This is a genomic window from Hoylesella buccalis ATCC 35310, assembly GCF_025151385.1.
GTDB classification, from domain to species: Bacteria; Bacteroidota; Bacteroidia; order Bacteroidales; family Bacteroidaceae; genus Prevotella; species Prevotella buccalis.
Genome location: NZ_CP102287.1, coordinates 1,164,336 through 1,189,736, shown reverse-complemented (window position 1 = coordinate 1,189,736; position 25,401 = coordinate 1,164,336). Strand labels below are relative to the sequence as shown.

General features: G+C 43.4%; 23 protein-coding genes. 11 read left to right on the top strand and 12 right to left on the bottom strand.

What is annotated here, in order from left to right; all coding sequences use genetic code 11:
* Window positions 1-147 precede the first annotated feature (147 nt).
* From NQ518_RS05015 to NQ518_RS04995, 5 genes are read left to right on the top strand one after another with little or no spacing between them, the layout of a single operon-like run.
* Entirely contained in the window at window positions 148-1,395 is a 1,248-nt protein-coding gene (locus NQ518_RS05015) for a TolC family protein (RefSeq protein ID WP_227960643.1), read from the top strand.
* Window position 1,396: 1 nt separating this feature from the next.
* Entirely contained in the window at window positions 1,397-2,290 is an 894-nt protein-coding gene (locus NQ518_RS05010; RefSeq protein WP_227960645.1) for an HlyD family secretion protein, read from the top strand.
* A gap of 7 nt (window positions 2,291-2,297) precedes the next feature.
* The gene (locus NQ518_RS05005) at window positions 2,298-3,791 is read left to right on the top strand and encodes an ATP-binding cassette domain-containing protein (protein WP_227960647.1); all 1,494 of its coding nucleotides are present in this window, start codon (window positions 2,298-2,300) and stop codon (window positions 3,789-3,791) included.
* A gap of 18 nt (window positions 3,792-3,809) precedes the next feature.
* Window positions 3,810-4,904 carry an ABC transporter permease gene (locus NQ518_RS05000; protein WP_227960649.1) on the top strand — a complete coding sequence of 365 codons (1,095 nt, stop codon included), beginning with the start codon at window positions 3,810-3,812 and terminating at the stop codon, window positions 4,902-4,904.
* Complete coding sequence (locus tag NQ518_RS04995) at window positions 4,901-5,989, top strand: ABC transporter permease (protein WP_227960650.1); 1,089 nt, start codon at window positions 4,901-4,903, stop codon at window positions 5,987-5,989. The genes NQ518_RS05000 and NQ518_RS04995 overlap by 4 nt, the downstream gene beginning before the upstream one ends.
* A 565-nt stretch (window positions 5,990-6,554) precedes the next feature.
* Here the strand turns inward: NQ518_RS04995 and NQ518_RS04990 are convergent.
* From NQ518_RS04990 to NQ518_RS04970, 5 genes are all read right to left on the bottom strand, one after another.
* Window positions 6,555-7,616 (bottom strand): relaxase/mobilization nuclease domain-containing protein, encoded by a 1,062-nt coding sequence (locus NQ518_RS04990; RefSeq protein ID WP_227960652.1) that lies wholly within the window; start codon window positions 7,614-7,616, stop codon window positions 6,555-6,557.
* Entirely contained in the window at window positions 7,606-8,031 is a 426-nt protein-coding gene (locus NQ518_RS04985; protein WP_025064554.1) for a plasmid mobilization protein, read from the bottom strand. The genes NQ518_RS04990 and NQ518_RS04985 overlap by 11 nt, the downstream gene beginning before the upstream one ends.
* A gap of 362 nt (window positions 8,032-8,393) precedes the next feature.
* The gene (locus NQ518_RS04980; protein WP_004344884.1) at window positions 8,394-8,864 is read right to left on the bottom strand and encodes a DUF3408 domain-containing protein; all 471 of its coding nucleotides are present in this window, start codon (window positions 8,862-8,864) and stop codon (window positions 8,394-8,396) included.
* A 4-nt stretch (window positions 8,865-8,868) separates the two neighbouring features.
* Window positions 8,869-9,861: a toprim domain-containing protein gene (locus tag NQ518_RS04975; RefSeq protein ID WP_227960654.1), complete on the bottom strand. Its 993-nt coding sequence runs from the start codon at window positions 9,859-9,861 to the stop codon at window positions 8,869-8,871.
* Between the two features lie 235 nt (window positions 9,862-10,096).
* Window positions 10,097-11,446 (bottom strand): virulence-associated E family protein, encoded by a 1,350-nt coding sequence (locus tag NQ518_RS04970; protein ID WP_227960656.1) that lies wholly within the window; start codon window positions 11,444-11,446, stop codon window positions 10,097-10,099.
* Between the two features lie 522 nt (window positions 11,447-11,968).
* Here NQ518_RS04970 and NQ518_RS04965 point away from each other — a divergent pair.
* The 4 genes from NQ518_RS04965 (at window position 11,969) to NQ518_RS04950 (ending at window position 14,369) form a co-directional block, all read left to right on the top strand.
* The gene (locus tag NQ518_RS04965; RefSeq protein WP_227960658.1) at window positions 11,969-12,271 is read left to right on the top strand and encodes a helix-turn-helix domain-containing protein; all 303 of its coding nucleotides are present in this window, start codon (window positions 11,969-11,971) and stop codon (window positions 12,269-12,271) included.
* A 12-nt stretch (window positions 12,272-12,283) separates the two neighbouring features.
* A complete protein-coding gene (locus tag NQ518_RS04960) occupies window positions 12,284-12,580 on the top strand; it encodes a helix-turn-helix domain-containing protein (protein ID WP_227960660.1) in 297 nt (98 codons plus the stop codon).
* Window positions 12,581-12,902: 322 nt separating this feature from the next.
* The gene (locus NQ518_RS04955) at window positions 12,903-13,604 is read left to right on the top strand and encodes a hypothetical protein (RefSeq protein ID WP_227960662.1); all 702 of its coding nucleotides are present in this window, start codon (window positions 12,903-12,905) and stop codon (window positions 13,602-13,604) included.
* 21 nt (window positions 13,605-13,625) lie between these two features.
* The gene (locus NQ518_RS04950; protein ID WP_227960663.1) at window positions 13,626-14,369 is read left to right on the top strand and encodes a hypothetical protein; all 744 of its coding nucleotides are present in this window, start codon (window positions 13,626-13,628) and stop codon (window positions 14,367-14,369) included.
* 370 nt (window positions 14,370-14,739) lie between these two features.
* On the opposite strand, the gene NQ518_RS04945 is transcribed toward NQ518_RS04950, so the two are convergent.
* The 6 genes from NQ518_RS04945 to NQ518_RS04920 all read right to left on the bottom strand — a co-directional run bounded on the left by NQ518_RS04945 (window position 14,740) and on the right by NQ518_RS04920 (window position 21,650).
* Entirely contained in the window at window positions 14,740-15,150 is a 411-nt protein-coding gene (locus NQ518_RS04945) for a hypothetical protein (RefSeq protein WP_227960665.1), read from the bottom strand.
* An 82-nt stretch (window positions 15,151-15,232) separates the two neighbouring features.
* A complete protein-coding gene (locus tag NQ518_RS04940; RefSeq protein WP_227960667.1) occupies window positions 15,233-16,009 on the bottom strand; it encodes a hypothetical protein in 777 nt (258 codons plus the stop codon).
* A 588-nt stretch (window positions 16,010-16,597) separates the two neighbouring features.
* The gene (locus tag NQ518_RS04935) at window positions 16,598-17,020 is read right to left on the bottom strand and encodes a hypothetical protein (protein WP_227960669.1); all 423 of its coding nucleotides are present in this window, start codon (window positions 17,018-17,020) and stop codon (window positions 16,598-16,600) included.
* The gene (locus NQ518_RS04930) at window positions 17,017-18,312 is read right to left on the bottom strand and encodes a site-specific integrase (RefSeq protein WP_227960670.1); all 1,296 of its coding nucleotides are present in this window, start codon (window positions 18,310-18,312) and stop codon (window positions 17,017-17,019) included. The genes NQ518_RS04935 and NQ518_RS04930 overlap by 4 nt, the downstream gene beginning before the upstream one ends.
* Window positions 18,313-18,364: 52 nt before the next feature.
* The gene (locus NQ518_RS04925; RefSeq protein WP_227960672.1) at window positions 18,365-19,594 is read right to left on the bottom strand and encodes a site-specific integrase; all 1,230 of its coding nucleotides are present in this window, start codon (window positions 19,592-19,594) and stop codon (window positions 18,365-18,367) included.
* Between the two features lie 583 nt (window positions 19,595-20,177).
* Window positions 20,178-21,650: an SLC13 family permease gene (locus NQ518_RS04920; protein WP_227960674.1), complete on the bottom strand. Its 1,473-nt coding sequence runs from the start codon at window positions 21,648-21,650 to the stop codon at window positions 20,178-20,180.
* A gap of 239 nt (window positions 21,651-21,889) precedes the next feature.
* Here NQ518_RS04920 and NQ518_RS04915 point away from each other — a divergent pair, with 239 nt between their 5' ends.
* On the top strand, window positions 21,890-23,038 hold the full coding sequence (locus NQ518_RS04915) for an ABC transporter substrate-binding protein (protein ID WP_227960676.1): 1,149 nt from the start codon (window positions 21,890-21,892) through the stop codon (window positions 23,036-23,038).
* A 146-nt stretch (window positions 23,039-23,184) separates the two neighbouring features.
* Here NQ518_RS04915 and pheS read toward each other — a convergent pair whose 3' ends face one another.
* Window positions 23,185-24,222 (bottom strand): phenylalanine--tRNA ligase subunit alpha, encoded by a 1,038-nt coding sequence (gene pheS / locus NQ518_RS04910; RefSeq protein WP_227206168.1) that lies wholly within the window; start codon window positions 24,220-24,222, stop codon window positions 23,185-23,187.
* 318 nt (window positions 24,223-24,540) lie between these two features.
* On the opposite strand from pheS, the gene NQ518_RS04905 reads away from it, so the two are divergent.
* The gene (locus NQ518_RS04905; protein WP_227206178.1) at window positions 24,541-25,398 is read left to right on the top strand and encodes a DUF4348 domain-containing protein; all 858 of its coding nucleotides are present in this window, start codon (window positions 24,541-24,543) and stop codon (window positions 25,396-25,398) included.
* Window positions 25,399-25,401: the final 3 nt, after the last annotated feature.

The window sequence follows — 25,401 nt, the reverse complement described above, 5'->3', positions numbered from 1 at the left end:
TAAAAACAACACAAAGATAACTATTATTTCTCATTTTAACCTTTTTATCTGATACAATCGTACAAAAAGAACATATTTAACGCATAAAGGGTAACAACAGTTGCAGCAAATTGTTGTACTTTTGCAAACAGAATTAACACAAAGTATATGAAACAACGAATCATGATGCTGCTGTTGTCTGCTGTTGCCGTGCAAGGCTTTGCCCAGCTTACGTTGGAGCGTTGCCATGAGTTGGCACGCGAACAGTATCCCGTTATCAAGCAATACGAGTTGGTCAGGCAGAGCAAGAACTACACGGTTTCCAACGCTTCAAAGGCCTATTTGCCACAAGTAAAGGTTAGTTTGGGAGCCAATGGGTTCACCGATCCGCTGGATTTGACCGAACAAATGAAAGCTTCGGGCCAGGCTGATATGAAGAACTACCTGCTCAACAGCAGCGTACAGATTAACCAAGTGATTTACGATGGAGGTGGCATCGCAGCTCGTAAACAGCTGGCAAAGGCGCAAGCCGAGGTTGACGAAAACCAGTTGAATGTGCGTTTGTACGACATTAACCAGCGAGTGGACCAGCTATATTTCGGCATTCTGATGCTGGATGAACAGCTCAAGCAAGTAAAACTCTTACAAAACGACTTGCAGTTGAGCCGCACTACCGTTGAAGCCATGTTGAAAGGTGGCGTTGCTAACCAGTCTGATTTGGATGCAGTGGCCGTAGAACAGGTTCGTGCCGAGCAGCAAGAGGGCAGTCTTCGTGCCTCAAGACGCTCGTATGCGCGGATGTTGGGACTGTTCATCGGACAGGAGGTGGATGAGAAAACCCAACTGGCGAAGCCTGTCATGCCGGAAGTTTTGCCGGACAGCACGTCGCATCGTCCCGAATTGTCGTACTTTACAGCGCAGTCAAAATTGCTCGATACGCAGCGCAAGGCATTGAACAGCCAGCTCAATCCCACGATAAGTGCTTTCGCCATGGGCATGTATCATAACAAAGTGATGGACATCATGCGTCCGGGTATGATTGCGGGTGGCATTACGTTGTCATGGAACGTGACACCTTTTTATACGCGTAAGAACGATTTGAGGAATCTGGAAACCAAGAAAAGGCAGATTGAAAGCGAGCGTGAAACCTTCCTTTTCAACACACGTTTGCAAAGCCAACAGTCGGCTGGGGTGGTGGATGACCTGCGCAAGAAGCTGGAACAAGACACGCGCATCATCACTTTGCGTGAGCGCATCCATGACACATCGGTGAAAAAGGTGCAGAATGGCATTGAGAGCATCAACGAAATGCTGCGCGACGTCAATGCGGTGAGCGAGGCACGACAGCAGAAAACCATTCATGAAATACAGCTCTTGCAAGCAATTTATCAACTCAAAAACATCAATAATAACTGATATGAAAACGATGAAGATAGTGATGGTCGGACTTGTTGGCATCTTGTCAGCATGTTCGTCACACGAGAATAAATACGATGCGACTGGTCTTTTTGAAGCTACAGAGGTTGTTGTGTCGGCCGAACAAAATGGCAGACTACTCCAACTGGGGGTTGCCGAAGGTTCTGAAGTGAGTAAAGGACAGCAGGTAGGCTTGATAGATACGGTTCAATTGACCTTGAAAGCTCGCCAGGTAGGGGCCAACTCCAAGTCGATTGCCAATCAGAAACCGGATGTAAACGCGCAGATAGCCGTGCTCAGACAGCAGCTCAAGCAGGCCGAACAAGAGCGACAACGATTTGAAGGACTGGTGAATGATGGGGCTGCCAACCGCAAACAACTGGACGATGCCACATCGGCCGTTCGGGTGTTGAAACGTCAATTGGCTGCACAGCAATCTTCTTTGAACAATAGTACGCGTGCACTGAATTCACAAATCAGTGCGAACGACATCCAAAAATATCAGGTACTTGACCAACTGAAGAAGTGTCATGTCACCTCACCGCTTACGGGTACCGTGCTTGAGAAATATGCTGAAGAAGGCGAATTCGCTTCCGTTGGCAAGCCATTGTTCAAGGTTGCCGACACCAAGAACCTCTTCTTGCGCGCCTATCTCACCAGTCGGCAGTTGGAAAAGGTGAAGATTGGGCAGCAAGTGACCGTCTTTAGCGATTACGGAGACGACACCAGCAAGGAGTATAAGGGAAAGGTGGTTTGGATATCACCACGCTCTGAATTCACCCCGAAGACCATTTTGACCGATGACGAGCGTGCCGATCAGGTGTATGCCGTGAAGGTAGCCGTACAAAATGACGGTCACATCAAGATTGGTATGTATGGTGGGATGAAGTTGTAAGATAGGAATGAACGCGATAGAAGTAAGTCATATCACCAAAAGTTACGATGATGTCCAGGCGCTGGATGATGTTTCTTTCAGCGTGAAGCAAGGAGAAGTGTTCGGACTTATAGGCCCCGATGGTGCCGGCAAGACATCTCTGTTTCGCATTATGGCATCACTTTTGCTGGCAGATGCAGGCACTGTAAGTGTTGAAGGCTATGACGTGGTGAGCCAATATAAAGAAATTCGCCAGCGTGTGGGCTACATGCCGGGCAAGTTTTCGTTGTATCAAGATTTGACAGTAGAGGAGAATCTCCAGTTTTTTGCCGATCTTTTTGGCACCACCATCGCTGCCGGATACGATGGAATCAAAGCCATTTACTCGCAGATAGAGCCTTTCAAAAATCGGAAGGCGGGTGCGTTGTCGGGTGGTATGAAACAGAAATTGGCTCTTTCTTGTGCCCTTGTCCATCAACCCAGCGTGCTGTTTTTGGATGAACCCACCACGGGTGTTGATCCTGTTTCGCGCAAAGAATTGTGGCAGATGCTTGGAATGCTGAAAGAAAGGAATATCACCATTGTGGCCGCAACGCCCTACTTGGACGAGATTCGCTGCTGTGAGCGGGTGGCTTTTCTGGATAATGGACGGGTGAGAGCTATCGATGGTCCCGATGAAATCTTAACGCAATTTGCCGATATCTTCAATCCTGAAGGCCTGAAGCATGAGGATAAGTCTGCCCAGGTGCAGCAAGGAATGGCGGAAGAGGGACTGCAAGAGAAGGCGGAAGACGTGATTCAGGTTGAACATCTGGTTAAGGCTTTCGGGACGTTCCATGCCGTTGACGACATTTCTTTCAGTGTTCATCGCGGCGAAATCTTTGGCTTTTTAGGCGCAAACGGTGCCGGAAAGACCACAGCCATGCACATGCTTACGGGATTGAACAAGCCCACAAGCGGCAAAGGTAAGGTGGCTGGATTTGACATACGCAAGCATTCGGAGCAGATTAAGAAGCACATTGGCTACATGAGTCAACGCTTTTCCCTGTATGAAGACATGACCGTGGCCCAGAACATCAAGCTTTTTGGCGGCATCTATGGCATGAGTAAGCAGGCCATTGCCGCCAAGATGGACGACATGCTCAAGCAGTTGCATTTTGAAGAGCATCGCGATTCGCTGGTCAAGTCCTTGCCATTGGGGTGGAAACAGAAACTCGCTTTCTCGGTAAGTATCTTCCACGAACCCGAAGTAGTGTTCCTTGATGAACCTACTGGGGGGGTGGATCCGGCCACGAGGCGACAGTTTTGGGAACTCATTTATGCTGCTTCGGCGCGCGGTATCACCGTTTTTGTCACCACACACTATATGGATGAGGCCGAATATTGTGACCGTATCTCCATCATGGTGGATGGAAAGATTCGTGCCATGGGTACGCCTGGCGAGCTGAAACGCATGTACCGTTGCAACGACATGGATGAGGTGTTTACGCTATTGGCACGCCAAGCCACCCGTGGAGAATAATGTTTAGCGAGAAAAAGAATGAATCAGTTTAACTCATTTGTCATCAAAGAAACGAAACATATAATGAGAGATCGGCGCACTATGCTGATTCTTTTTGGCATGCCGGTGGTGATGATGCTCATTTTTGGCTTCGCCATCACCACCGACATCAAGGATGTGAAGGTGGCCATTGTCACTTCTTCGATGGATAGTCGTACGCAACAGGTGGTTCACAGCCTGGATGCGTCGGGCAATTTCATTGTTACTCATACGGTTGGAACGACGAAAGAGGCCAAACAACTACTGTCAGACAACAAGGTGAACATGGCCATTGCCTTCTCTCCCGATTTCGGAAACAATCGGTACAGCGGTCAGGCTGGCGTTCAATTCATCGCTGATTACACGGATCCGAACATCGCTGAACAGCAGGTGTCGTATGCCCAACAAATCGTGATGGACGAACTAACGAGAGAAATGCATGGAGAAAGCAGGCCTGCCGTCAACACCCAACTGCTGTATAATCCACAGATGAAGAGTGCATACAACTTTGTTCCTGGCACCATGGGGATGCTCATGATGCTTATTTGCGCCATGATGACCTCGGTGAGCATCGTCCGTGAGAAAGAAAGAGGTACGATGGAGGTGCTGCTGGTATCGCCCGTCAAGCCGCTGTACATCATGATAGCCAAGGCTGTGCCTTACTTTGTGCTGTCCATCTTGATACTTATCAGCATCCTACTCATCTCGAAGTTTATCCTGGCCGTGCCCATTGCGGGCAACGTGGCACTCATCTTTGGAGTTTCGTTGCTGTACATCTTGCTGTCGTTGGCTTTGGGATTGCTCATCAGTGTGGTTGCCAAAACGCAAGTAGTGGCCCTTCTGATGTCGGGCATGTTGCTCATGATGCCGAGCACGATGCTCTCTGGAATGATTTATCCCATTGAGAGCATGCCGGCCATTCTGCGTTATCTCTCAGCTATCATACCAGCCAGATGGTATGTGTCGGCCATGAAGAAGCTGATGATTATGGGCGTTGATGTGCAGATGGTGTACAAAGAACTGGCTGTACTCACTGCCATGGCTGTGGTATTGTTAGCCGTTGCGTTGAAGAAATTTAAAATCAGACTGTCATGACACTGTCCTATCTCATTGAAAAAGAATTCATCCAGATTCGGCACAATCCATTCATACCCAAGCTGATACTGTTTTTTCCAATCGCCATCATGCTGGTGTTTCCGTGGATTACCAGTATGGAGGTGAAGAACATCTACATCACCGTGGTTGATAACGATCACAGTACGCAGTCGCAACGCTTGGTGCAGCGCATCCAATCATCGCCCTATTTCAAGTTCTCGGGAATGGCTCAGACCAATGAGGAGGCCATGCAGGCCATCGAGAGGAATGATGCCGACGTGGTACTCACCATCCCTCACTACTACGAGCGCGACCAGGTGAACGGACAACAGCCACAGGTACTCATCTCAGCCAATGCCGTGGATGGTACCAAAGGCGGTATGGGCTCGGCATATTTGGCCCAGATTGTGAATCAAAATTTGCAGGACGGACAAGTCAAACCGATGGAGTCGCCGTTCTCTACCGTGGCACTGTTCAATCCTCACAAGAGCTACAAGCTGTTCATGATTCCTGCCCTGATGTCGTTGGTGGTCATCATGCTGTGTGGTTTTCTCTTGGCCTTGAACATTGTCAGCGAAAAAGAAGCCGGCACGATTGAGCAGATGAACGTAACGCCTGTGAGCAAACTCCAGTTTATTCTCTCCAAGATGATTCCCTATTGGGTCATATCCGCAGTCGTCATCATAGAGTGTATCTTCCTGGCTTGGCTGGTTTTTGGCATTTTTCCGGCAGGCAACATTGTGCTGATATTTCTCTTGTCCATGCTCCTGGCCTTGATATTCAGCGGCATCGGACTCATCATTTCCAACTATAGTGATGCTATGCAGGAAGCCATGTTCGTGATGTTTTTCATCATTATGTTTGTTATGATGCTCAGTGGACTGTTCACTCCCGTGTCCAGTATGCCAGATTGGGCGCAGAAGTTGACGCTGGTTAACCCCGTGACCTACTTCATCGAGGGCATGCGAACGGTGTTTATTCGAGGGGGCAACTTGGCTTCCATCGCCCAAGACCTGCTCATCTTGCTTTTGTTCGCCATCGTCATCGATGTGTGGGCGGTGTTCAGTTACAAGAAAATTCAGTAAACGTTTGTCCCATCATCCATAAGGATGTCCAAAAAATCGGCCGCAGTTAAATCGCTTAACTGGGATTGATGACGTTTGCATATGTGACAAATGGACTGGATGGATGACATACTTTCATCCGCAGCCGTTATTCGTTTAAATAGAGAGTAGTGGGTGGAAGATGGCGCATGTCGTTGACTTTTTTTACCAAATAATACCCTAAAAAACGGCACCTCCTATCTTTCAATCTAGAAAAAATCAATAGGCAAACAGGATGCAAACAAGGGGATAATTGAGAAAGAAAATGCGACTTTCGCCTTCATTGCATACCTTTTAGTCGCTTAAAAACATCACTTTGTGCCTCAAGATAATTATAAAAATATATCTATCTGAAAATAAAGAAGTTACATTGTTAGTGAAACTAAACAGGTAACGATTTGGAAACGAGCGAGCTACTTGGCTTCGCTGTTTTCTGCCTAACAAAGAACGCTTGTTATTCCGTTTGCAAAGATAATACTTTGTTACCGAATAACAAGCGTTTTTGATGAGATATTCTTTATTCTGCACTTTTTGTATGCTGCTATGTTTATATTCCCCTTCCACGTTTCTTCTTTCTGTTAGCTTGGTATCTGAGTTTGCGCTGCCATGCAGCTTCGGTTAAGTCATAGCCTAGTGTACTTGGTGTAATCAAATCGCCTAACCCTTCCACAACTTCATCGGCTGCGCTAACGATGGTGTCTGCCACTGTACTAATAGGACTCTGCACTTGTGGTGTGTCATTGTCTCGTGAAATTGAGGAGCGGCTTGGAGGTACAAGTTGGTAGCCTGTATCAGATTGTTCTCTCTTTTCTGTCGGCTCTTGTACTGTTAGATGTGGTTTCCTTGATTCTTCCTTGTTGGTTGTTTCAAAGTTCTTCTGCAAGGAATGGTAGCCGAACTCCCTGCCGATTTCGGAAGCCTTGAAGGATTGCCCTGCGTATGAGAACTTCAAGCCATATACCTTGCCCTGCTTGTTCTTCATACGCTCTATGGTAATGCCGTTTTTGTTCAATTCATAAAGGAACATGGAATGCCCCTTGACGCCTGTTCCTTTGTACTTGTCAAGCAAGGTGTAGCAAATCTTCTGCACCTGCTGCTTTGTTTGCTCTCTTGTAGGGCTGGCTTTTTCCTTTTGGTGTTTCCTTTCTGCCTTGACCTCTTTTGCAATGGTCAAGCCTTTCTCCCTGCTGATTTCCTCTGCCACCCTTGCAGCCCTATTGCTCACAAAGGTGGTATCATAGACTTCTCCATACAGACTGATACGGTTAGCAATTATGTGAATGTGTCTATTATCGGTGTCCTTGTGCGTTACTGCCACCCATTGGTGGTTGTCAAGTCCCATTCGCTTGGCAAACAAATGTGCTATCCACATATATTCAGACACAGACAGCTTTTTCTCGTCCTGCGGTGCGATGCCAATTTCGATACGGAGAAACTTGTTCCTGCAACGGCTGTTGTAGTCACTGACCACTTTCATTTCCTCATAGATAGTCTTTGGATCTCTGCTGCAAAGATTGTGGAATGCAAGCCGACTACCGAGTTTGCCTTCCCTGAAAATATAGTCCAAAGCTGTGCTTCCGTGCGCTATCGCCTTGCATTTACCTATCATTTCTTGTTAGATTTAAGACCTTATATACCTCATCATCCACACGAAAATGCGGGTCGTAAAACCGCTTAAATGCCTCTTTGGCACATAGCGAAAGGTTCTTGGTGATATGTAGCCAATCCTCGTCCTTGAGCTTGATGAGATTGGAAACCTGCCCGTAGAACCTTCCTGTATGTTGAAGAATGGCAATGGCTTCCCTCTCATTGTCTGTCATCTTGGGAACAGCTGTTACTTCTCCGTTAAGGAGTATCTCACGGCAGTACTCTGAGAACTTCCGCCCTGTACTTTCCGCTTTTGACTTGATACGATGCTTCTCCTCTAAGGTGCATCTTATCTTGATGAACTCTGTCTTGTTCATCCGCTGTTCTTCCTTATCCTTTGACTGCCATCGGGCAGCTTTTCCTTTGTATCTATTCATATAAGTTTCCTTTAAGAGTTAATCATTATAGATGATTTGTTGTTGCTTAATTTCTGAATGCTGACCGATGAGAACGTAGTGATTACGGTCTAATCTCCCCGACAGTCTGACGAGGGGAGCAAGAGCAGTTTGTGGGTACAAACTGACGTCTTGCATTATCAGCTAACGAAACGTTTACGCACAAGGCGTTTTGCTGCTTGAAAGTGAATGCTGTGCATTCCGTGTTTAACTGTGTTCGTGGTGTTCTCATCATTCAGTATGTTTGACAAATTTCTGTTGCTATGTTCTCTAAAAAAGGATTGAGAGTTTTGAGTGGAATAATAGCCCCTTTTCCCAAAAGTCCTCGACCCTTTTCCTGTGATTTATAATCTCCTCCATTTATCTATGTCCTCACCGTACTCTTCCAAATGGAGACGCACGATGTTCTCCACGAAACTTGAAAGGTTGCTGCCCCTGTCGCCTAACCTGCGCACGATGAAGTCGGCATGCTCCTGCGTTTCTCGGCTCAGATAGACCGCCTTTCGGTTGCACAGTTTGGTTGGCACAAGATAGGCTTGCTTGTAGGCTTCGAGTGTTTTCTTCCTCATTTTGGAGCTGATGCGTCTTTGAACAGCCATATTCTCAGTATGCCGTGTATGCTCGGATTTCCCAGAAGTGATATCCGCTTCTCCTTGAGTAACACTGTCCTCATTTATTTCTACGTCCGTTGTTATTTCCTCCACAGGAACGGGTTGTGCTTCCGTCTGTGGGATTACCTCATTGTCCATTTTATCATCTTGGCATTCCAAGAACCATGAAAGGTCTTTGTCATTCATCATTGTTTTCTTTTTCATTTCTCTATCTCATTTTATGTTTGACTTGTTTTGATTTATTGCTTTGATTTTGTTCTGTAACCGACATGTGTGCCTGTATCTGCTCTTTATGATTCTGTCGCTCACGGACACGACTGACATGAAAATCGTTGAGATCCTTGAAGTCTTTGTAATGTATGTTCATGTCCTCAACATGGAAACCTGCCTTTATGAAATCTTGAACAGCCCTCCGCCCTGCATCGTCATTATCAAGGAAGGTACGAATGGAAGATATTCCCTGCGCATTCATATACCGAATTGCTTTGGCGGTATTGCTCACGGAGTTTAGCACAAGGCAGGCACTTGTTACTTCTTCTTTCATTGAAAGAAAAGAAAGAAAATCCATAAATCCCTCGAACACACAAGTTGGCTGTATTTGGTTTATTATCTTGTCGGTGAATATAGGAGTAATGTCCTTCGGAGCTATCGTTCCCTTGAACGTGCCATTGTCCCGAAGTTCATGCCCTCCTGATTGATTGGCAAAGCCGATGGATTGATAGCGCCTGCCCCTTACCTCATAGCTGATACATTTAAGGAAAGGCTTTGCCTTTTCCAAATCAATGCAGCGTACCTTTGTAAGATACTCCTGCAAATGTGGCGGTAGGGTGTCTGATATACTTATCAGTTTCCTTGTCTCGTTTGCAGCCATCGTTGGTTGGAGATTGTTTTGTGAGAAGTCTTTGTGAGAACTATATACTGTATTATCGGGAGCGTTCTGCCCCAAGTGATGGATGGCTTCCGATAGCGTGCAGCCCTCCATACGCATACAGAGGTCGATGATACTTCCACCCTTACCTTCGCCATAATCTATCCAAAGGTTCTTCTCTGTGTCCACCTTAAAACTCGGATGCGTTTCCTCCCTGAGCGGTGAACAATACAGGGCATAGACTGCAGTCCTACGTACAGGCTTGATGCCTTTCCTTTCGAGATACTCCACGATGGGATATCGCTTGATAAGTGATAAATCTTCTTCTTTCATTGCTTGAATAATTTAAGTGATTGAGTTATAATCGATTGTCTGAATTATAATCGATTGTCTGAATTATATTTGATTGCATTTGAATGAATTTCCCTTTTCCTAAGTCTTTCCCCTCCAAACTTTTTCATCTTTCTTCTTACTACAAACTACTCTACTCTAAGTTGTTGTTAATCAGTTATATATTATGATTTTGAAGAAACTACACATCCAACTACATTTGCCTACTACACATAGTTTATGGCATCTGACTGCTGCAACTATTCAGCAAAGGACACGGCAGAATCTTCCTTACCTTATACACATAGATGGGGCTGCCACCGTCACGCCTTCGGCTTACTTTCTCAAAGCCTGCCTTCCTAAGGGCTTCGCCCATGTGCTTTAAGGACAAGGGATGATGCGTATAGTAGCCTAAGTAGGTGATTATCTCGGTGGTGGTCATATAGGTACAATAGGGATTATCCTCCGTTGGCTTCTCAAAGCAGCGTAGCAGTAGTTCCATTTCTGCGGTCTGCACTTGGAAATCCTCACTCTCTTTGTAAAGCTCTGCTATCTCATTATCGTCAAACCAATAGCGGAAACCAGATTTTAACAGGGCTTTTGCTTCGGTATAGACACTATCCATTGAGATTGCCTTTGCTCGTTCTATGTCAATAGACAATACTTCAAAGGGCAGAAACCGCCTGCTGCCTGTGGGGTCGGTAAGGAAATCGTTACCGTTCACCGATGCAACAAAACTCGCCAAGTGGGGATGTTCCTCCACATACTTGTCGTAGGGCATACGGTACTTGACCATCGGGCAGGTGATGAGATTTTTCAGCTCGTTCTCGTCACGCTTGTTGAGGGCTTTGAGCTGGTCATCAATGTTTACGATGAGATTTTGCCCTATATAGGTAAGCGTGTCCTTCTCCTGCGGATATATCTTGCCCGTATAGCTGTAACCGTGAAGAGCCGGAGGACAGAGCAAGTCAAGGAATGTTGTCTTGAACTTGCCCTGCTCACCTGTCAGCACGAGGCAAGTGTGGTTACGACATTCACGGTCGTCCATGGCGTTGGCAACCGTTGCCACGAGCCATTTGGTAAGGTATGGCAGCCACTTGTCAGAGTTGCGAACAACTACGCAACTTGCCAATTCGGGAATAACTTTCAGCGCAAAGGGAGAACTACTGCTTATATCCACCGATGGCAACCTTTTAAAATACTCCTGTATGGGATTGACACGTGGAGAGAAGCTGCTCTCGATGATGGAGTACAGATTATCCGAGGAGGTTGTTATACTGATGTCGTTGTCTATCTCCCTGCGGAGCGTATTGATTTCATAGCGACCCACCTTGACAAAATCGCAATCAGATTTTCTACGGTATTCGGTTCGTCCCAATACCGTATTGTATCTAAACTCATAATGCTTGGAGAGATAGGCTTCTATCTCTGAGTTCTTAGAGGAAGCCTTTCTCGGTCTGGCCATGTTGTTCCCGCCCTCCGAATTGCCTTTATCTGCGCTTGTTTTCATTATATGCCTGTTTTTGTTTCCGAGAGTGAAGTTATGAAGAGAATGGGAAAGTTCCAAGCATTCGGGGAGTGCTTGCATGATGTTGCGTTCATTCGCAATAAAGTTCGCACGGATTTTTGAGGAGACAGGAAAAGAAATGACTGATTGAAGCCCAAATTAAGTCAAAACAGATGATAAAATAACAAGAAAAGGCAGAGGCAGGAATGTACCTTTTGCGCATGTATGCGGTATTCTGCACCGATATTGCAAACAATAGTATCAGCACAGAAAAAGGTAGCGTTTGTTTACACCAAGAGTGCTACAAGGTGCCACTTGAACGAAGAATGATTGAATAGGACATACACGGACATGAATTGTCCTATTTTTGCACTAAACTAACGGTGAAAGAAGAAAACAGGGTAATAATGCGCAAACGGCTGCCGATAAAATGCGTTAACTTTTCCTTCAACTTCCCGATATTTCCCTGCTGTTCCCTACTGCTTTGAAGTGTGACAAACTCATCATACTTTTGTAGGCATAAACGTGCGGTGAAACGCAGAACAGGCAAAGATATTGTCAATACCAATAAGATAGAATTACAAACAAAATAACAATAAAACTATGGGATATTTTATCATTACGGATTCAAACTGGGCAAAGTTGAGGAATGAGATACTCTGTCTTGCCGAGACCTGCCACAAGGCTTTAGGAGAACAGAGCAAGCATACCGATTGGCTGCACAACGGGGATGCATGTAAGTTGCTAAACATCAGTAAGCGTACCTTACAGCATTACCGTGATACGGGCGTGTTGCCCTTTGCCCAAATTGGGCATAAGTGCTACTACAAGCGTGAGGACGTGGAGTGGCTGCTGCAGACTAAATCGGAGAAGCCTAAAACAGTTAAATCTAAGAATAACACATAAAACAAGATGACAATGGAGTCAATAAAGGACTTGAATATGGAAGCGAATGATATGCAGGTGGTGCTGTCAGCACTTGAAAGAGTGAACAGACGGATAAAGGAAGTGGCACAGACACACAAACCGCTATTTGGCGGTGAGCATTTCCTGACAGGCAAGGAGGTGTGCGAGCGGCTGTATATCAGCCCTCGTACCTTGCAGGACTATCGGGACAGGAGGATTATCCCCTACACACACTTTGCAGGAAAGATACTTTATAAGGAGTCGGATTTGGAGAAAATGTTGGATAATAATTATAAGGAATGCGAATAAAACCGCCTTCAATAGTTATAATTGGCATTAACACTTATTACAGGTAAAAAATGGAAATACAGAGAATAGTAGATTGATGTGAATAATTGATACAAATATTAGTAAAATAGCATAAATGTTCAAGTAAAAATCATTATAAATAGGTATTGTGTAAGACTTTTATTATTTATTTTGCACACAAAAAAAATAAGATTAAAACATTTATTACTTTTCTTAGTAGCATTGCCTAATTGCTTATTATGGGTGCTTGTAGTTCAGAAGATATTGTAGATCAAGGGGAAAAAACAACTTCCATTCTCCTGAAAGCACTTCTGCCGAAATTATGTCTTTTGAGAGTAAGGATGCCTTTAAGAAAGCACTTGAGAGTTATGATATTACAAAAGGAATTAAAACAAGATCCTCGCACTCTTTTTCATCTGCTGATGATATTTATAATGATTTTTCTGAAGGAAATACGAATATCGAACAGATAGGATTTCTTATTCCTGATGAAAAATTCAGACATTTCCTGAATAAAAACTTAGAAATTATTGTTAATGATACATTGTATCGTATAACGAAAGATGGAACATTCTTTACCCACTGCTCTAATAAGATAGAACTTGAGAATGCAGTTACCAAAGTGAAAGACTTTACTAATGTTGCAGAGGGATTAAAGAAATTAGGTAATGTAAAGTTGAAAGATACCTTCTGTAGATGGAACGATAGCCCTTCTAGTCCAATAGACAACGAACAATATTTCGATGAAGACTCTGATGATGTTGTCATACCTAACCAACCTACAACAAGGGCAGCAACTCGTCATGAACTTACGCGAGAAGATGTGCAAAATTTTCCGAAAGTAGGAGCAGTTAAAGTTCATATTATAGATAAGATAATTAGATTTTCTCCTAGTTACCTGAAACATATAAAAATCAGGTTCAATTCAAATTCACGCAGAAAACTATATGTTTCTTTATATCAATATGATTATGTATTTGGTGTGTCCATTGGTATTGACTGTAAAGTAATGAAAAAACTTTGACATGGTTTAAGCTGGGGAAGAATGGTACATTGGGATGATGGAATCTATTATGGCCTATCTTCGTTGATTGTAAGACAACAAATAAAAGAACCAGTTTTTAAAGATTTCATGAAATTTAATAAGTCAAAGTTGCAACAACAATGGAATAGTATTAATAATCATCGTTTCACAACCTATGCAGGAGCAACAAAGAATTTTAAGGGAGGGATTGAGAATAAGTGGACTACAGTATACAATGGGAATCCATCAAAAAGTCCGTACGTCATTCCTATTATAGGAGAAAGTGTCTTTAATGTATTAGGAGAGAATAAAGCTTCTGAAAAAAAAGCAAAAACTCTATACCTTTTTTTGGTAAATAAAGTAATTAAATTTTTCTCAGGATTAGATACGGGCAATTCAGGGAAGCAGATACAATTCTTTTCTGAGAATGATAAGTCCGTGTATAGCTTCTTTAGTAATGATTTAACATGGAATGGTGGAGGTTATAGGGTACATAACACATTCCTAAAATACTATAAAAATATTGTATTGGAGGTATCTATCAACTTTGGTGGTTCTAAGTTAATAATAGATGGAAAACCAGATATTTCTGATAATGATTTTTTTGGTACGCCTGAAATCTTCTTTTGCGAAGGTATAGTATATACAAGAGATGGTAATGGATGGATAGGTGCAAGGATTGTACAAGAGGCACCAGACAAAAGTCTTTCTCAGGAGTGCACTTTGGAGGAAGAAGGTAATATTCTATTAGCCCAAAATCTATAAAAATATTTGACCGTTACTTACATATGTAGTAACGGTCTATTTGTACGCTCGGCATAAGCATTATCTAACGGGTGCAAGTCCCAAGTAAGCCCAATGATTGCTACCCTGCGAACCTCTTCGTCAGATGCCCGAAAGAAGCTCTCTATCCAAGACGATAGGACGAAATCCGACAATAGGATAGAAGTGATGTTACTCAAAGGGATAGCTGAAAACAACTTGCCACACACCATGAGGTGTAAAAGTACAAAACCGCCGTATGCCGAACGGCACGTACGGTGGTGTGGGAGGTTGGTAAATGTAAAAGTAGGAGGAGGATGCCTCTTATGAGTAATATTTACCTCCTACCAGATTTCTTTATAACTCAGACCGACTACATAAAAATGCTGTTTTTAGAGGTCATCTCTAATTTTCTTTTATAGAGTTGACTAGGGGTCTGATAGGGGTCGTCATAAGTTTCCTCTACATTAAAGACAACATCTGACAAGGAATTTATTTTCCAATACAATCCCCAATCTATATATATAACTTTATTATCAGGATACATAAAAGTCCAATGAAAAAATGATTTTGTTTCTTTTTCAACTTCTTTGTTTTGATATTCTTGAACTACTTGATATCCTGTTCCATTCTTAAAAAAAATATATTGCTCATGCATCGTTTTGGGTTTATCCTTGATAATATTTACCCATATTTTATTTGTAAGTTTCTCTACAATATCATTACTAGTAGTATAATCGTCTTTAGTAGTGCAAGTTATTAAGCAGAAAGAGAAAACAAACATTACTAATAACTTATACGTGGAGTTCATTTGTTTAAATTAAAAAATAGGGGGATATATAATATCCCCCCATATATAAAAACATTTAATTGTACGATTCAAAAGTAGCAGTGGCAATAGGACCACCATTTCTGGGTTCATAACCTAATCCTTCAAATTGCCAATTTATATTAGCATCATTGCTATATGCTGTCCAAGTAAAATAATTATATGGAAGCATTGATACTCCTGAAAGAGTTATTAGTTTTTCATTCATATTCGGATTGGGTTCTTTTTTTGCATCTGTTTTACAAAGAATGTCAAAAAAGAAATAGCTACCATTGAAGATATTTAATTGAATTCTTGAAATAATTTTCTTTCCAGAAGTGAAATAACACTGACTTTTACTTTCAGGGAAAATTGATAATGTTGCAAGATTACTTCCTCTTGTTAGAGAGCTTTTTACGGTATTTTCAACTTGCACTATATTATCTTGTGTAAGATTTCTAATCCAAGTTTCATTATACGTAGAATATACTATTTGAGAAGTTTTTGGATTATTTGCAGCGGTTTGTAATCGCATATTTAATTCTGCTATTTCTTTTTCAAATCTTTGTTTATTTAAAGGATTAACGCTCTGCAATTCTTGCCAATCCTTATCAGAAAGTAAATCTTTGAAAGAGGTTTTATTTACATTCAAATAGTACTCGCCAACTGTTTTATTTATATCAACAAATTTAGCAAGAACCTTAGAATCAGTTAGGTAATCTCTAGTAGCATTAATTTCAGCTACCTCATTATTATTAGAACACGATGTTAATACTCCTACAAATAATGCCAATATGAAAGTAAGAGTGTAAAGGATTGTTTGTTTTGCTTTCATAACTATAAGTTTTAGAGTTTTATAAATAAATACGCTGCAAATATATGTACTTTTTATGAAAAAAGCAAATAAGTAGGCAATTTTTTTTCGTCATCTTCCTGAAAAACGCCTAAAAATCATGATAGCGGTTATTGAACTCTTTATAGATATACCTAAGCAGTGAAAGAAGAAGGTTAAATGTAGTTACTATGTAGTATCATTTCGATAATAGCCCTACTACTCATTAATCCTTTCTCTTTCATCGCTTTACCTTTAATGTAGTTATGTAGTAAAATATAACAGTGAAAGAAAAAAGGATATAATTAGTGTTCGCTGAATTAATAAATTGCCATGACTGCAAAGCAGCGGACTCTAAACTTTGCAATGGCATTTGTCCATAAATTGAGCTTAATTTCGAAAAGGGCAAGACAAAGTTCCATGAGGAACTTCATCACGTTCTTGACAAAATAGCACATCACTTCTGATTTAACACTGTAAAGGTACGAATTTTATGTTAAACAACCAAAGATAAAACAATATAATTTATTGTATGTCAAACGAATATAATTTATTCAGTAAACACTAATTATTAGTCTATATAACTGCCATTCAGCACCCCTGTATGCCACTTGTATCAACAATAATAGGAATGAATATTGGCGCAGGGGATTGCAGTGTTTGGCAGAGATATTTCCTAAACATATCTGCCTCTACGCTGTCAAGATGAAAGGAAAGGGCAATGATAATAGGAAGTGGATAGAGCGTAGCATAACCTTTTAGTTGTTCGTTTGCATAAATAACTTCCTCACCTGCACCCCTTTCATCGGGATGCAGGTTGGAGGATTTTATTATCGTTTGCAGCCTATGGTTGAGTTTTCTCCATGTTACCCCGAAGAACCTCACAAGTTCGCTCTCTGTCATGCCAATTTCGCCATTTCCTCTGCGAACAACCTGCATTCCATCAGTCCAGTCGAAATAACTGCGCTGATTGGTTACGCTTACTTTTCTTTTGGGATTATTGATTGTCTTCATGCCGTTTCCTCCATTTTACAGGTTACAATATCCGAAGGTTCACAAGCCTCTCTCTCCAAAGTTTCCTTTTCTTTTGCCGATTGCTTGGCAATGAGCCTGTCCATATCCTCTGATATCTTCCTGTCCGTTACCTGCGCATAGACTTGAGTGCTTGATATGGAGGTATGCCCCATCATCTTGGCTATGCTCTCAATGGGAATACCTGCGCTTAGGCTCATCGTGCCGAATGTATGTCTTGCCATGTGGAAGGAAAGTCTTTGGCGAATACCACAAGCCTTTCCCACAATACTCAGTTTGGCATCCATGACACTGCGGCTGCAATCACGGTGAAAAACAAGGTGGTCGCCTTTTTCTTTCACCGTCTGCTGTACCTCGTTTCTTTCCGGCTCTTTCCGGCAATGAGTGATGATGGTTTCCGCTATGGGATGTAACGGCACGATGAACTCAACCTTGGTCTTCTGACGTTCCTTTCTTATGTACATCTGTCCGTCCGATGCCGTTTGGATATGCTTGTATTCCAAATTCTCCATATCTGAGATAGCCAAGCCTGTGAAGCAGGAAAAGACAAACATCAGTCTTGCCAGCTCCGCTTCCTTGTCGTTCATCTTCATTGCCATAAGTTTCATCACATCGCTCTTTTGCAGAAAGCGTATCTTCTTTTCTGCTTTTTCATACTTGGCGTTCTCAAAGGGATTGCAGCGGATAATTCTCTTGCTGACCGCACGGAACATCAGTCGGCTCAGCCAGCAGAGGTTGCTGTTGACGGTGGATGCTTTCAGCCCACGTTTTTTGAGAAAGAAGCGGTATTCCTCGAACAAGTCCTCTGTAATTGTTCCGATGGATATATCCTGCACTCCTTTGTTTTCTACAAATTCACGGAGATTTCTGTCAGAATAGAACAGATTTAGGTAAGTTCCCTCTGCCCTTGATCTGCCAACACTTTCCTGGACTGTTTGGAGTTCCGCCCTGCTCATGGCAAGGAGCGTGGTCGGATTGGTGGCAATACCTTGCAAGCGGTTCTTGATAAGTTCCACGCTTACAACTCCGTTCTTTAAAAGAATGTCCCGATAGGTCTTTTCCACCAAATCCCTGAACTCATTGATTCTTTGATTGGTCTTCCTGTTGGTTGTCAAACCCTGCTTGGTGTTCCACTCGGAGACTTTACACTCTTCTCCTGTGGTAATGGCGGTATTCTTTCCGTCAATGGTGATACGGCAGAGAATGGCGGTATTGCCGTCTGCCTTTGTCTTCTGTCTGTTGATATAAAATAGTATCTTGAATGTACTTCTCATTGTCTTGGTAGTCTTGATTTATAAGTAATGATAAGATAGAAAAAAATAGGAATCAGATTGTTAACTGCATATCTTCAGTGAAAGAAAGGAAACGGTCAAATTCCTCAAAGAGTTTCTGCGGTGTTACCTTTGCATAACGCTCGGTCATGCTTACGTTGCTATGTCCGAGCATCTTGCTCACCGTTTCAATAGGTACTCCTTGCTCAAGCGTGATAAGTGTGGCAAAGGTGTGTCTTGCCGTATGCGTGGTAAAGGGAAAGGCTATATCCTCTCTAAGGCGCAATGCTTTAAGATACGACTGATAGGTGGCATACTTCATCTGTGGCAGCAGTCTTTCCCTTTCTTCGCCTCGATACTTCTCTATTATCCTAATCGCTTCAGGCAACAACTTAATACGGCAAAGTACACCTGTCTTCTTCCTATTGAACTTCATCCAAAGATTTTCCTCATCATCACGGACAAGATGTGTCTTACTTAATCCCATTAAATCACAATAGGCTACACCTGTATGACAGGCAAAAACAAACAAATCCCTTGCTGTTTCCATTTCTTCCTCCAACTCTCCGAAGTGGGTATTCATTAGTTTGTCAAGTGAACGTCTGTCAAGTGCCTTTGGGAGTTTCTTATCGCCCTTGCTGATTTTGACTTTGTCGAAAAGCAGGATGTCTGCCAATCCCTCACGGTAAGCCAGCCTGCAAACTGTTTTCAAATGGGTGGCGACATTGTAGAATGAGCTTTCCTGAAATCCACACTCTCCCAAGAAGTACTGCTGAAACTCGTGGATGAAGTTCTCTGTCAGTTGTGAGAAGGCTAAGTCAGAAACCTTATACTTCTTTTGGATGAACTCCAGCAAGTGGATTCTCGTGGAGTGATAGCTTGCCATGGACTCTTTTCTGATGTCTACACCGATATGACTTTCTTTCTCTTTAATGAGCATATTCAGCCTTTCAATGAGCATGCACCGTGTCTGCACACTGCCTTGAAACTGTTCCTTCACATCGGTTACGTCAAATGGGCAACCTCTTGCAAGCAAAGACTGATAGGCTGACTGGATGGACAGCAGCAAGTTCTCCAACCTGCCATTCACCTCCACCGCCTCACGGCTCTTTCCGTCCATTCTGCTCTCACGGGGATTCCACAAGCCAGGATTACAGGAGAGCTTGCAACTGAACTGGGCGATGGAACGTCCAATGGTAATGCGTCCCATAATCGGAGCCTTGCCCGACTTGTCCAGACCGCTCTTTTTGAGGTAGAGCAACACCTTCATTTTTTCTGTTTTCATACGCTTTGATGTTTTGTGGCAAAAATACCAATTTCAAAGCGTTCATCACTTATGCAGAAAACTGCCGACCGTAGCAACAGCCACACGAGCGAAAATAATTCAGTTACCGAACATTACTCTATCGTTACCTATGGCAAAATCGGGTAACGGTTTGGTAACTGAACTTCTGCCTAAATCTGCACATTATGACCCTTTTTGAAAAGAGCACTTCTATGCAAATTATTCCGTTTCCTGCTCATTATCAGTCATTTTACACCAATTTGGATATTTCTTCATTTTCGTTGATTAGTTGATGGTCAATTTACAGGACTTTGGCCTGCAAAAGCATGTAGATTGCAGTCTTAAAGCAATGCTTTTAGCTCAAAATAATTTGCTAATCAACTTTTTAGTGGTGACAATCAGCCGTAACGTATTGACCCACATGTACATCTGAAAACCGCTTCATATTTGGCTTATTTGCAACGAAACGATTGTCGTTTGTAAATAAGCCAAATATGAAGCGGCTGCTTGTCAAGAATATTCACACCCATAATCCCGCTGGAGTAGGGTGCTCACAACGGGTCATGGTGATTCATTCGCTATGCTACAGCAAATGGGTTTCGCCAATAAAGAACAGGAGTGCGTAACCCAATATCATGCTGATGATACCCACTGTCAAGCCCACCTTGAGCATGTCGTTCTGCTTGACCAGTCCTGTTGAATAGGCGATGGCGTTTGGTGGCGTTGAGATAGGCAAGCACATGGCTGAAGAAGCAGCGATGGCAATACCGATGAGTATCGTAGATGTGCCGCCAATGGAATTGAGGGTGTCGCCCATGCCTGCACAGACAACGCTCAAAATTGGAACCAACAAGGCTGCTGTTGCGGTGTTGGAGATGAAGTTGGACAAGAAATAGCAAATCAATCCCGACAAAATCAGTATGATTACCGGACTGAATTCCTTGAAAGGAATGCTCTCGATGGCACGGTCGGCCAAGCCAGAACCGTTCATGCCGAGGCCTAAGGCGAATCCGCCGGCCACCATCCATATGACACTCCAGTTGATTTCTTGCAGATCTTTGCCTGTAATGACGCCCGTAATGGCGAAAATACCCATAGGTACCATGGCCACGGTGTTAGAGTCCATGCCTGTAATCTTGCCCGGAATGAGCCAGAGAAGAATGGTGAGGATGAAGGTTCCGCTTACTACCCACATGCGCCATCCTTTATGTATGCGCCCTTTGATTTCCAGCTCAATGGTCTTCTGGGTAAAGGGGAAGAATTTCAAGATGATGCGCCACGAAATGAACAGCAGGACGATGACTAATGGAAACATGAAGGCCATCCAGTTACCAAAGCCGATACCCATGTTCAATCCTTCAGGGTCGTTGAGGGCTTGGAGGGCAATTGCGTTCGGTGGTGTGCCGATAGGCGTGGCCATACCGCCAAGGTTGGCGGCTACAGGGATGCTCATAGTCAGTGCAATGCGCCCCTTACCGTTGGGTGGAAGGGCTGCGAATACAGGCGTGAGGAAGGTGAGCATCATGGCTGCCGTGGCGGTATTGCTGACAAACATGGAGAAAATGCCGGTGATGAGGAGGAACCCTAAAAGTACATTCTCACTCTTGTGTCCGAACGGTTTGATGAGGTTACGGGCCAAAAGGACATCCAATCCCGATTTTGTCGCTGCTATGGCAAGGATGAATCCGCCCAAGAACAGGATGATAACGGGGTTGGCAAAGGTCGCCATGATATCCTTTGATTTGAGCAAGGTGCCGAATACTTCATTCTCTTCGCCCTTGAACATTGATAGACTGTTGTTAGAAACAGTTAAGCACATCACGGTGATGATGGCTAATGAGGTGGCCCACGAAGGCACGGCTTCGGTGATCCACGACAGGGTGGCGAACACAAAAATGGCGATGATTCGCTGTTGAATGACGGTCAATCCATCGATGCCAAAGGTGTCGATGGGTAGGTTCCACACGATAGCGGTCACGGCTATGATTCCTAAGAAGGTAAACAGCTTCTTGGTATTCAGCTGACCGCTCATGACGTTTTCTTTTTCTTCTTCCATGGTTAATTGAGTGTTTAGTTATAATTAGATTGGGCAAAGTTATGATTTTTTTGGAATAAACAAAAATTATGACATAATAATAGTTGAAAAACATCCTTTTCCCTTCTCGTATGACAGGCGAACATAATGGTAGGAAGATGCAAAATTGTGGCACTTCAATGTTGCTTTTGTTTAATAATTTTGTATTTTTGTATCGTGTTTTGGCATGGCATGTTGCACCATGTATAGAACTGAAAGGCATGAAGAATAAGTTTTTTTTGAGTTGGTTTGGAGCTTTTGCCCTCTTCACGGTCATCTCGTTGGCGGGTTGCCGGCATGGCAGAGGGTCGACAAGTTCGAGCAATGGGGAGCCATTGGCATTCAAGTATGCCCAACATATTAAGGTGGTGAAGCATCAACTGTTTACGGTTGTCACACTCGTTGACCCGTGGCGTGAGGGGAAAACGTTGCATACTTATGTGCTGGTGGATAGGAAAGATTCGGCTCGGGTGGATCATTTGCCCGAAGGAACGTTGGTTTATACGCCTTTAATGCGCAGCGTTGTCTTCACGACAGCTCACTGCAAACTGCTGGAATATTTAGGTTGTTTGGATCAAATTGTTGGCGTTGCCGACTTGAAATACATCCTGATACCCTCTATTCATGAGCGAGTACGATTGGGAAAGATTGTGGATTGTGGTGAAGGCATGGTACCCCAGTTAGAAAAAATCATCGAATTGAAGCCGCAGGCGTTGTTCTTGTCACCTTTTGAGAACAGCGGTGGTTATGGAAAGTTGGCGCAATTGGGAACGCCCATCATAGAGATGGCCGATTATATGGAAACTTCTCCATTGGGCAGAGCCGAGTGGATGAAATTTTATGGCATGTTGTTCGGTCAGGAAAAGCGTGCCGATTCGCTGTTTAATGTCGTGGACAGTCTTTATCAAGGGTTGAAGACGACGGCTCAAGCGTGGCACGCTGGGCGTTCAATCTTAACGGAACGCAAGACAGGTAGCGTGTGGTACTGCCCCGGAGGGATGAGTACGATGGGACAAATGATAGCCGATGCCAATGGTACCTATGCCTTTTCGGACGACAAGCATAGCGGTAGCCTGCCTTTGTCGTTTGAAGAAGTGTTGGAAAAGGCTGGAGATAGTGACGTTTGGGCATTCAAATTTAACGGCGAAAGGCTCATGACGAAGAAGGATTTGTTGGCCGAATATCATGGATATGATGGATTGAAAGCTTTCAAGACGGGCCAGATTTATCAGTGTAATGGCAGTGTTAAACCTTATTTTGAGGAGACTCCTTTCCGTCCCGACTTATTATTAAGGGATCTCATCATCATGTTACATCCCGAAGCAACGGCCTTAGGTTCGTTGAGATACTATGAGAAAATAGAACAATAGGTGTGAACTGGGCGGCTTGGTATCACGCTTTCGGCTGTAAAGTGTCGTGCACAAACACAAAAAAGACAATCCGTATGGACTGTCTTTTTGTAGTTATTTGATGGCACAGGCAGGCGATATCAGCTTACTGTCTGTGTCTTCTGTCATTAATAGGCGGCCTCGAATTCTTTCAAGAACCGCAGGTCGTTCTCTGAGAACATGCGCAAATCGCTCACACGATACTTCAGATTGGTGATGCGCTCCACGCCCATTCCGAAGGCATAACCACTGTATACCTTACTATCAATGCCGCAAGATTCCAGCACGTTGGGGTCAACCATGCCGCAACCGAGTATCTCTACCCAACCAGTATGCTTGCAGAAGGCACAACCATCACCACCACAGATGAAACAAGAGATATCCATTTCGGCACTTGGCTCAGTGAAAGGGAAGTAGCTGGGACGCAGTCTGATGTCGGTATCTGGGCCGAACATCTCACGTGCAAAGGTCAACAAGACCTGCTTGAGGTCGGTAAACGACACGTTCTTGTCGATATATAGACCCTCTACCTGATGGAAGAAGCAGTGTGCGCGGGCCGAGATAGCCTCGTTGCGGTACACTCTTCCCGGGCAGATGATGCGGATAGGAGGTTGATGGGTCTCCATATAGTGCGACTGGTCACCTGATGTATGTGAGCGTAGCAGTATGTTTTTGGTCACATCATTGGGATGTTTGCTCACGAAGAACGTGTCTTGCATGTCGCGGGCAGGATGATCTGACGCAAAATTGAGCTTGGTAAAAACGTGCAAGTCGTCATCAATCTCTGGGCCATCGGCCAACACAAAGCCCATTCGTTGGAAGATATCGCAGATTTGATTCTTCACGATGGTCAGCGAATGTCGTGTCCCCAAGCGGATAGGATAGGGCGTACGAGTTAAGTCAATGTCATCAGAAGCATCGGCGGAAGTCTCAACTTGCTCTTTCAAGGCATTGATTTTGTCCAACGCCATCTGCTTCAATTCATTGATTTTCATGCCTACTGTTTTCTTCTCATCAGCGGCCACGTTGCGGAAATCGGCCATCAAAGCATTGATTTCACCTTTCTTACTGAGGTATTTCAGGCGCAACCGTTCAACTTCTTCAGCGTTTTTTGCTGAAAGGTTGCTTACTTCATGCAGAAGCTCATCTATTTTATCAAGTATCATACTTTATTATAATTTCCTACTGCAAAGGTACTATTTTTTAAGTTAAAAAGAAGACTTATATCGAAATTAAGTCGTAATTTTGCATAAAATAGGCTGCACCTTACCAAAATAAGTAAACTTCTTTTGGATTCGGTTTGCGCTATTTTTGCATAAAATAGGCTGCACCTTACCAAAATAAGTAAACTTCTTTTGGATTCGGCTTGCACTATCTTTGCATAAAATAGACTGCACCTTCGTCCAGAAATGTCGTGTATAGATAGGAATTTGAAGGGGTATGTTAGAAAAAAATGAGAGGATTTTATAAGCAAAAGCGTTCGTATGAGAAAATTTACTTTCTTCGTTTTGGCATTGATGATGTTGATATCGGTCCTGTTTTCCACAACGGGATGTGTGGATAAAAAGCCTCAAGCCGTTGATACCTTGGCGGTTGATTCCATTGAAGAGGATAGTGTTGACGAGGATACGCTGTCAAACATGATTGCTGAATCGCCCATGTCGAAGTCAGCCGACGAGCTGTTTGACGACTTTATCTTTAATTTTGCCGCGAACAGAAAGCTGCAGCTCAAGCGTGTGAAGTTTCCACTTCCTGTGATGAAGCATGGAGAACAGACAGACGAAATCAAGAAAGAGCAGTGGAAAATGGACTACTTTTTCATGAAACAAGGCTATTTTACGCTTATTTTTGATAATCTCAAACAGATGGAAGTGATGAAAGACACATCGGTGAACCAGGTGACTGTTGAAAAGATATTGTTCAAAAGCAAAACCGTCAAGCAGTATATCTTCAATCGAATCAATGGTGAGTTTATGCTAACCTCAATTGTTTACCAGCCAATGCACGAGAGTGTCAACGGCTCTTTTTTGCAGTTTTACCAACGATTTGCTGTCGACAGTGCTTTTCAGGTGCGTAGTATGAACGAAACTGTTGAGTTCACAGCTCCCGACCCCGATGACGATTTTGGTACCATCACGGGTTCTATTGTTCCCGAACAGTGGTCGGCGTTCAAGCCACCCATCATCCCCAAAGGAACTATCTACAATATAGTTTATGGTCAGAAGCATAAGCGAGGGAATCAAAAAATCTTTGTTGTGCGTGGCATCGCTACCGATTTGGAGAATATCATGGTGTTCCGTCGCCAGAAGTCTGAATGGAAATTGATGAAATTTAATAGCTGATAG

Excerpts from the sequence above, each read along its gene's own strand:
- NQ518_RS05015 (WP_227960643.1), top strand. The coding sequence starts at position 148 with ATGAAACAACGAATCATGATGCTGCTGTTGTCTGCTGTTGCCGTGCAA.
- NQ518_RS05010 (WP_227960645.1), top strand. The coding sequence starts at position 1,397 with ATGAAAACGATGAAGATAGTGATGGTCGGACTTGTTGGCATCTTGTCA.
- NQ518_RS05005 (WP_227960647.1), top strand. The coding sequence starts at position 2,298 with ATGAACGCGATAGAAGTAAGTCATATCACCAAAAGTTACGATGATGTC.
- NQ518_RS05000 (WP_227960649.1), top strand. The coding sequence starts at position 3,810 with ATGAATCAGTTTAACTCATTTGTCATCAAAGAAACGAAACATATAATG.
- NQ518_RS04995 (WP_227960650.1), top strand. The coding sequence starts at position 4,901 with ATGACACTGTCCTATCTCATTGAAAAAGAATTCATCCAGATTCGGCAC.
- NQ518_RS04990 (WP_227960652.1), bottom strand. The coding sequence starts at position 7,616 with ATGATAGGTAAATGCAAGGCGATAGCGCACGGAAGCACAGCTTTGGAC.
- NQ518_RS04985 (WP_025064554.1), bottom strand. The coding sequence starts at position 8,031 with ATGAATAGATACAAAGGAAAAGCTGCCCGATGGCAGTCAAAGGATAAG.
- NQ518_RS04980 (WP_004344884.1), bottom strand. The coding sequence starts at position 8,864 with ATGAAAAAGAAAACAATGATGAATGACAAAGACCTTTCATGGTTCTTG.
- NQ518_RS04975 (WP_227960654.1), bottom strand. The coding sequence starts at position 9,861 with ATGAAAGAAGAAGATTTATCACTTATCAAGCGATATCCCATCGTGGAG.
- NQ518_RS04970 (WP_227960656.1), bottom strand. The coding sequence starts at position 11,446 with ATGCAAGCACTCCCCGAATGCTTGGAACTTTCCCATTCTCTTCATAAC.
- NQ518_RS04965 (WP_227960658.1), top strand. The coding sequence starts at position 11,969 with ATGGGATATTTTATCATTACGGATTCAAACTGGGCAAAGTTGAGGAAT.
- NQ518_RS04960 (WP_227960660.1), top strand. The coding sequence starts at position 12,284 with ATGGAGTCAATAAAGGACTTGAATATGGAAGCGAATGATATGCAGGTG.
- NQ518_RS04955 (WP_227960662.1), top strand. The coding sequence starts at position 12,903 with ATGTCTTTTGAGAGTAAGGATGCCTTTAAGAAAGCACTTGAGAGTTAT.
- NQ518_RS04950 (WP_227960663.1), top strand. The coding sequence starts at position 13,626 with ATGGTACATTGGGATGATGGAATCTATTATGGCCTATCTTCGTTGATT.
- NQ518_RS04945 (WP_227960665.1), bottom strand. The coding sequence starts at position 15,150 with ATGTTTGTTTTCTCTTTCTGCTTAATAACTTGCACTACTAAAGACGAT.
- NQ518_RS04940 (WP_227960667.1), bottom strand. The coding sequence starts at position 16,009 with ATGAAAGCAAAACAAACAATCCTTTACACTCTTACTTTCATATTGGCA.
- NQ518_RS04935 (WP_227960669.1), bottom strand. The coding sequence starts at position 17,020 with ATGAAGACAATCAATAATCCCAAAAGAAAAGTAAGCGTAACCAATCAG.
- NQ518_RS04930 (WP_227960670.1), bottom strand. The coding sequence starts at position 18,312 with ATGAGAAGTACATTCAAGATACTATTTTATATCAACAGACAGAAGACA.
- NQ518_RS04925 (WP_227960672.1), bottom strand. The coding sequence starts at position 19,594 with ATGAAAACAGAAAAAATGAAGGTGTTGCTCTACCTCAAAAAGAGCGGT.
- NQ518_RS04920 (WP_227960674.1), bottom strand. The coding sequence starts at position 21,650 with ATGGAAGAAGAAAAAGAAAACGTCATGAGCGGTCAGCTGAATACCAAG.
- NQ518_RS04915 (WP_227960676.1), top strand. The coding sequence starts at position 21,890 with ATGAAGAATAAGTTTTTTTTGAGTTGGTTTGGAGCTTTTGCCCTCTTC.
- pheS (WP_227206168.1), bottom strand. The coding sequence starts at position 24,222 with ATGATACTTGATAAAATAGATGAGCTTCTGCATGAAGTAAGCAACCTT.
- NQ518_RS04905 (WP_227206178.1), top strand. The coding sequence starts at position 24,541 with ATGAGAAAATTTACTTTCTTCGTTTTGGCATTGATGATGTTGATATCG.